This is a genomic window from Halobacteriovoraceae bacterium (assembly GCA_020635115.1).
In the GTDB taxonomy this organism is placed as follows: Bacteria; Bdellovibrionota; Bacteriovoracia; order Bacteriovoracales; family Bacteriovoracaceae; genus JACKAK01.
This window is the reverse complement of the sequence record JACKAK010000020.1, coordinates 1-7,423: the sequence shown is the minus strand read 5'-3', so window position 1 is coordinate 7,423 and position 7,423 is coordinate 1. Positions and strand designations below refer to the sequence as shown.

Annotated in this window: 5 protein-coding genes; all 5 read right to left on the bottom strand. The window is 32.2% G+C overall.

The window, feature by feature from the left end:
• Positions 1-406: hypothetical protein (locus tag H6622_18355; protein ID MCB9063490.1), on the bottom strand; the 406-nt coding region annotated here is incomplete at its 3' end.
• Between the two features lie 49 nt (positions 407-455).
• Positions 456-713, bottom strand: a complete 258-nt coding sequence (locus tag H6622_18350) for a hypothetical protein (GenBank protein MCB9063489.1) — start codon at positions 711-713, stop codon at positions 456-458.
• A 7-nt stretch (positions 714-720) separates the two neighbouring features.
• Positions 721-3,294, bottom strand: a complete 2,574-nt coding sequence (locus tag H6622_18345) for a DEAD/DEAH box helicase family protein (protein ID MCB9063488.1) — start codon at positions 3,292-3,294, stop codon at positions 721-723.
• 1 nt (position 3,295) lies between these two features.
• Positions 3,296-4,984 (bottom strand): AIPR family protein, encoded by a 1,689-nt coding sequence (locus tag H6622_18340; protein ID MCB9063487.1) that lies wholly within the window; start codon positions 4,982-4,984, stop codon positions 3,296-3,298.
• Positions 4,971-6,896 (bottom strand): site-specific DNA-methyltransferase, encoded by a 1,926-nt coding sequence (locus H6622_18335; GenBank protein MCB9063486.1) that lies wholly within the window; start codon positions 6,894-6,896, stop codon positions 4,971-4,973. The genes H6622_18340 and H6622_18335 overlap by 14 nt, the downstream gene beginning before the upstream one ends.
• Between the last annotated feature and the right edge of the window lie 527 nt (positions 6,897-7,423).

Here is a 7,423-nt window from a genome sequence, read left to right as displayed (position 1 = left end):
TACCTAAAGCACAATCTTCTTCATGACTGGCTTCTTTCACTTCTATACCATGTTTGTACAGAGTATCGGAAACCACTTTCTCCTTAGAGGTGCAAAAAATGTAGTTGTCATACACACCGAGCATGCTCTCCACTACTTCTTCCACACTAGAATCTTCATAAACGAGCATCTTTACAGATGCGCCTTGTGTCAGAGCGTGTATCTTCTTTGTAGGAAGATTGCTCTTGTAGACGTTGTACCTGTAGTGGGTACCGCTCCTGTATATATCAAATACGACCACATCTTCGGAGATGCCCGCACTTCTTTCAAATGTATCAATATATTGAGCGACTTTAAGCCTCTTCAACTGCTTGTGAATACCGCCTATTTTGCGGTACCACCAGTCTTTTTTCTTCTGGTTTTTCATACCGCAAATTTTTTATTTTTATACCACCTTTAGGTGTTTTAGTCAAAGGCTATTTGGCGTCTTTCCATCTTGGAGCAAAACGTATGATCCAAGTAAAAAACTTGGCTTTGCAGTAGCCTATACCCTGCTCACGCATTTTTCCGTATACAAACTTTTGGAAACTCTTTAGGTCTCCTTCGAAACATAGTTTTCCGTCGCGGAAACAGTAGCTACAGTAGTGTGGGTTTTCCCTGTTGTCACCTTGTGGGTCTTTGCTAAATGGCATAAGACAACTCTGACAATCTTTAATTTCTTTTTCTTTTTTCATAGTTATATTAATTTAAAATCTCATAAAACTTATCTCTAAAATCATTTTCCTTCGCTTTATTATAAAACGGCACTCCTAAAATCTTATATTTCTTACTTTTATACTCCAAGGCCATTTTGGTTTTATTCATTTCAGTAATTTCCTGTAAAAACTCATTCTTCCATTTATCGTACTCCGCTAGATGCATTCCTTTTGGCTCAATAAAAAGCTGATAATTCAAATCTTTCCCTTTCTTGTCTTTCATAAACAAAAGATAATCCGGCTCAAAAGCTGATCCATCTTTAAAACTAAAAATCTTCAAAACTCTTTCATTTCTCACAAGATATATTTCTTGGTATTTCTCACGAAGTTCGTCTATCATCCGAGCTACCAAATCTACAAAGTCTTTTTCTTCACTCGTTCCATAAAACGAATCAAAGACATACCAATCCTTATCTTTCACATAGTCCCAGCGTCCGTTTTCGTTTTCTGATCCAATTTTTACTTTCACTTTCTTATCACCAAAAACAACTTTAAACGAAGATGCTTCAAATTCTTTCGTTCCTTCATATTCTGAAGTATTTGATTGTATTTCTTGCTGGATAATATTCAAAAGTTTCAAAACCGCTTCAAAATATATTTGATTATTCAAATTATCAATATCCTCCTTTCTTCCCTCAAGAGTAATTGCAAAACCTGCAAGATATTTTTCACTTTCCACCAGCTCATCGATAGATTTTAATTCAGGTATAAATTCAGAAATTTTTGAAAAATTATAAAACTCACTTTTTTGTAATGCCTTCAAAACAACATGTTTTTCAATCTGAGGCAGTTTTATGTCTTTCCTTTCCGGCACAAACTGCCCTCGCAAGACTTGTCTACTTTGTCCAAAAACCATCTCTTCACTTCCAATACCAGAAGAAATTTTAAAAGTAATGTTTGTTTTTCGGCAAGGTAAATTTTCCAAAACTTTTTTCTTTTCAAAATCTGTTTTTACCCTTTTATTACTCCAAACAATTCCTGATTTATAAAACTGTTTTGTTTTAAATTCTTCTTTAAGTTTGAAATCAACATCTCTTTCTGTTTCGTCCAAAAGCCCCTGCTCTACCGACGCTTTTGTAATCTCTGAAATATATCGACTTTCGTTGTGACTGTGGTAGTGAAGCTGTTCCAAAATAGCCAGCTCATTTTCTCTATCATTATCAAACTTTCTTTTATACTTCTCATCATTTTCATTCAAAGAAAATGGGTAGTATCGGGCCCCTCGCCCCACAAGCTGAGCTTCTGCGATTGTTGTTTTTCCTGGAATGTTATTTTTTCCGTCTCGAGTTTCGTACAAACGAACAATATCAAAAAGGTTCAAAACATCCCAACCCTCATTAAGCTTCTGCACCGCAAAAATAGCTCGAATTTGATTGTTTGCATCTTCCAAAGAATTCAAAAGTATTTGATTGTTCTCTATTTCATTATCATTGTTTGCATCAAGGCATTTATTTTCAGCAAATCCGTTTTGAAGTTTTTTTACCAAAACAGAATCTGTGATTTTATTCTCTTTAAAGAATTCAAAAGCTTTTTGCAAAATAGCGACATTCGTTTTACTTCGCACGCTCTTAATATCATCCACTGAAAGATTTTCAATCAGCTCATGAAAAAGCTTTTTATTTTCCTGAGAATCTGTAATAGTTCTCTGTGCTTTAAACAAAACTACCGGCTTTAGCTGTATTCCATTCTTTGTAGCAACTTCTTGCTTGTATTGACTCAAAATTATCGCCTGAAGCATTCTTGTCTTCCTGTCTGTATCAGTATAAAAAAGTGCCGGATCTTTTGAAAATCCATCATTCCTAAACTGCTTCAGATCATAGCGGTAAATAACTTTATCTTGATATTTTTCTGCAACCCCTTTGTTTTCCCAATCCAGCGTCGCTGTAAATTCCAAAAGAAGATTTTGTTTATTAAGTTCAAATATTTTTTGAATTGTATTTTCCCAGGTTGGCTTTTCTAGTTCTGGTGAAATTGTATTTTGACGTGTTGCCACTTGAAAATTATGAGCTTCGTCAGCAATTAAAATTATTTTGTGCTTTTTAAAATCTTCTAGAGTTATACTATTTTCTTTTTCAGTATAAATATCACCATGAAGTTTACTTATAGTAGTAAAACAAATATTAATTCCATTCGGATCAGAATCTTCAAAATTTGAAACTTGATTTATTGCTATTTTTTTATTATCGATGCTTATTTCTTTATCAAACAAATATTTATTTGATTCTGAGTTTAAAAAGTTATCAATAGTTTTTTTAACGATATTGTCAAAACGAGTAAAAAACAAGAAATTTCTGTACCCCTCGTTGTAGAGATACAAAATAAGTCCTGCCATAATGAGTGTTTTTCCGGAGCCTGTTGCCATATTAAAAAGAAAATGAAGTGGATATTTTTTATTTTCAAATTCATTATTATAACAATGAAAAAACCGAGCAAATGCCTCTTTTTGGTACTCTCGTATTTCAAAGTTTGAATTCAAATTTCCAGTCAAAAAATCCGGCATTTCTTTTTTCAGGAATCCCATTTTTGAAACACTATCGAGTTGTTGATAGAGAAAATTCATATTAATTAGTATAAAGACTATCTATATTCTTATCTAAAGCAATTAATGCATTTTGAAAATTTGGCACAATCCGGGTACTTAGCTCATTACATTTTTCTCGATTTTTAAATACATTTTTATAGTCAATTTCACCTTGATTCAATTCTTTTTCTCTTAAAATCTCAGCATTAAAAATATTAATTACCATTGTTACTATTTTAGATATCCATTTACGGAAGCTATCTTGATTCCTAAAAAAAGTTTCTTTACTTTGATTAATAAAAAACTCTTTCCATACTGAAGAATCTTTTAAAACCTTAAAAACAAGGGAAATAATAAACAATCGAGCGAGTCCATAATTAGCAATTCTTTGATCTTTTATTTTAATTTTCTGGTTATCAATTTCTTTATAAATTAGATCCAGTAAGAATATCCTAAAAGCCGTTGTATCCTTATTAAAAATATCTTTATAGAGATCAGAATATATTTTTGTTTTTAAATGAGAATTATATGACTCTCCGAGAACCGCTGACATAAGAAGTTGAGCGGCGTGGTCTTTTTGTAAAATAGAAAAATTATCAGGCTGTAGATCCTCGCCACCTCTTTTATTCTTATAAAAAATATTTAAACTATATTTACTAGATAATTCTTGGAATTCTTTTGAAATTCTTTTTTGAGTTATATCATCTGATTTTAGATCAGAAAGGGAAATAGCATTTTGATTATTAGAATTAACGGTAATATTTCTTTCTAAATTATTATCGTTATTTGTTTGAATAATCTTAACAACAACAGCAACGTTTTCCAGATTCTCACTATTATAAAGTGTAGTAGTTGTTTGACAACCATTAACAATCGCATAATTTTCCAACTCAATATTATTATCCTTCTGTATAAACCTGTCACATACGATTGTTATACCATTATTATAAACCGGAAAATTTGATGGCTCAGCAGATATGGTATCTTCAATTGCTTGATTAATTCTGGATCTCCTTAAAGATAATCTAACATTTTTACTAAAAATAGAGCCGTCACTAACACCATCAAGTTTCAATATCTCAACAGCAGAAATCAAATACAAGCCGCTCATTTTTTCTTCATCCGCAAGATCAAATGTAAAACCATTAATAACAAGTAAAGATTTTTTTCCTTTAACTCCACCTTCTTTTGCTATATATAAATGACGGAGACTCATTTTTTTTAGGTCAAATATTTCAACATCTGAAACTGTATTAAATTCATCAGAATTATAATCAGGCTCAGTCGCTGTCACAAAAACATACATAACCTTATAGTCACCCGAAGCAATTTTCTTATCGACATCATTTTCTTGAAGAATATTTTTCAAGTCACTATTAGCACTTGAATTAATAAGCTTCTGAACAGTTTCTTCATTCTTAAACCATTCTTTTACCCCCATAAACTCTTTTAATTTACTATCTCCAGTTCCTTTACCGGCACTTTTAGGTAAAAAAGATTGAAATATATAAATTTCACCACTATCATCATTTACCCATAATCCATCTATGCCTTTGTCATTAGTATTATCACAGACTGCACTTATGGCGTTATCTGTATCTAGTTCAAAAAAGTTCTCCAGAAACCACATCAAAAATGAAGCAGACCGACTCCTGCCCTCCACCTCAAACTTTTTTATCTCTTGAATAATAACTTCATCAAAGAATATTTTTTGCTTATCTACTTCCATAAAATTCTTTATTTATTTCTTTATCTTTCTTTTCAATCTTGAATTTTTTGTCTTCAATTTCTGAATAGTTTACGTAGAGCTGATTTTTATCAAGCACACTAAACAAAACTTGTTTTTGTTTTTCTAAATCAAGTTTTTTAAATTCTTCAATATTTTTCTCAAATTCTTGCATTTCAAAATTGTGTTTGAAAAATGCTTTTTCTTTCATTTGTTCCCAAATCTTGAAAAGTGCTTTTGTATCTTTTACATTCTCAATTTCTTCGACAAAACTTTCGTTGTGCTGTAATAATTCAGCATAAACAAAATTATCATTTATTTTATCTTTTTTAATTACGGCTTGAACACGTGGTGCTGTAATTGTTTCAATATAATCCATTTGCTCAATCAAGATAAATTTTCTATTTCCCTTATCTTCTTTATTCAATTCTAAAACTGCATGACCTGTAGTCCCGGATCCCGCGTGATAATCCAAAACAATTGCATCTATATCATCTTGAACAACTGCATAAATTGCATCATAGACATTCCAAAGTGATTTTGGGAAACTAAAATTACTATTCGGTACTAAATCTTTAACAAGTTTTGTACCATATTCATTTGCATCATATCTTTTATCAACCCAAACTGTCCTATATTGCCCAAAGTCTTTTCCGATTTGAATATCATACACACCCTCTTTTTCTGAAACAACAAGCAGATCTTTTACCTTTTCAATGCTCTGTCTTGCATATCTCCATTTTCTTTCAACACCTTCTTTGTCTATTGGATATACTTCAACAAAATCTCCATTGTGTATATTTACTTTTGGATGAATTTTATCATCACAAACTTCTCCAAAATCGATAACTTGTTTTGTGCATTTATCTACAATAATAGAAAAGAAGCAATTTTTTGCATCAGTTCTTAATGATTCTCCACCATTATCTCTTAGACCTCTGATTTTTATATCTTCTTCGGCAATTTTTCTATTTTTGATAGTTTTAGTATTTTCAGGAAAAATAAAATAAGCATATTCATGAGTATATGAAAAATTTGTCCCCTGAACACCTCTTGGATTGTGAACAATAGTGATGCAGTGATTTTCATAATCCTTAAAACATTCATCAATCAAAACTCCGAGATAAGTTTGTTCGTTTTTATCTATTGCAATAATCATTGCTCCATCTTTTGTAAGTAGTTGTTTAGCAATATCGATTCTATTCTTCATGAATGTAAGCCATGTAGAATGATTGAAATTATTGTTATAACCAAACGTATTATTATTCCCTTCTGGATTATACGGCGGATCGATATAAATTAATTTTACTTTTCCTCTAAATTGCTCTTTCAAAGTGTGTAAAGCAAGTAGATTGTTGCCCTTGATAAGTAAATTTTCTTTAATTGTTCCGTTTTCATCTCGCTTTAATTCTTTTACATCTTCTTCACCTTTTACAGTGTATCGTTTCCATTTTGTGAGCACCTTTGGGGCAAGGAGTTTGTCTATCTCGTCTTGTGCAAGGATTTCATTAAAGAAAATTTCTTTTTTCTTTTGATCTTCTTTGGTCATTCCACCCTCAAGAACAGTATCTTTAAAAGGCCACACAAGAGCGACCTCTTTTCGTTCGTTTAGAAACTTACCTTCAATAGTAAGACCAATTTTGTTCTTGTACTTTGTATATGAATCGTTCAAAAAATGCTTGTCTTGAACAAACATTACAAAATCATTGATATTAAAAACCCAGTGACCTTGTATTTCAGAGAAAAACTTTTTCTTGAGTTCTGCATCTACAAGTAAAAGCTCAATCAATTTTCTATCTGCTTTATAAGCACTATCAATAACCCTATCTTTTAAAACCTCTCCTTCAGTCGAAAGAAAGTCCGGATTTTGCTTCAAATGTTTATCTAGTAAATCCTCAAATTTAGATTTCTCCATAAGCCAATAATGCCATAAAATGGGGTTAAATTCAACAAAAAAGACCGTTGGGCTCCAACACACCAACAGTCTTACACAACTCCTTACACAGAACTGCGTAAGGTCAAATTTCATAAAATGACGGGATACTACAAAGGTCCCCCAACCTTTGCAAAGTGCCTGAGGCGCCACTGTATCCCGTCAACCAAATTGAATAATACTTATTCCAAAGATATCACAAAAGTATCAGTTTTCCAATAAAAAACCGGCCCAAACTATGGCAGAAGGGCCGGTGCGAGGAGGGTAACCTCCTATGAACGAACTTAATTTTTGTGGTTGATTTACTCAGCCAGAGGCCAACTAGAGATCCAGCTGACACTCTGACCTTGTAAATGTCCTAGCCATTGGATTTATCTACATACTAACATCTGTTTAGTAATTTTGCAATAAAAAAGCCGGTCCAAACTATGGCAGAAGGACCGGCTATCAACTCGAAGAGAGCTGATTTAAAACTACACAATTTATAAAGGGGTTGCTTGAGCTACGGA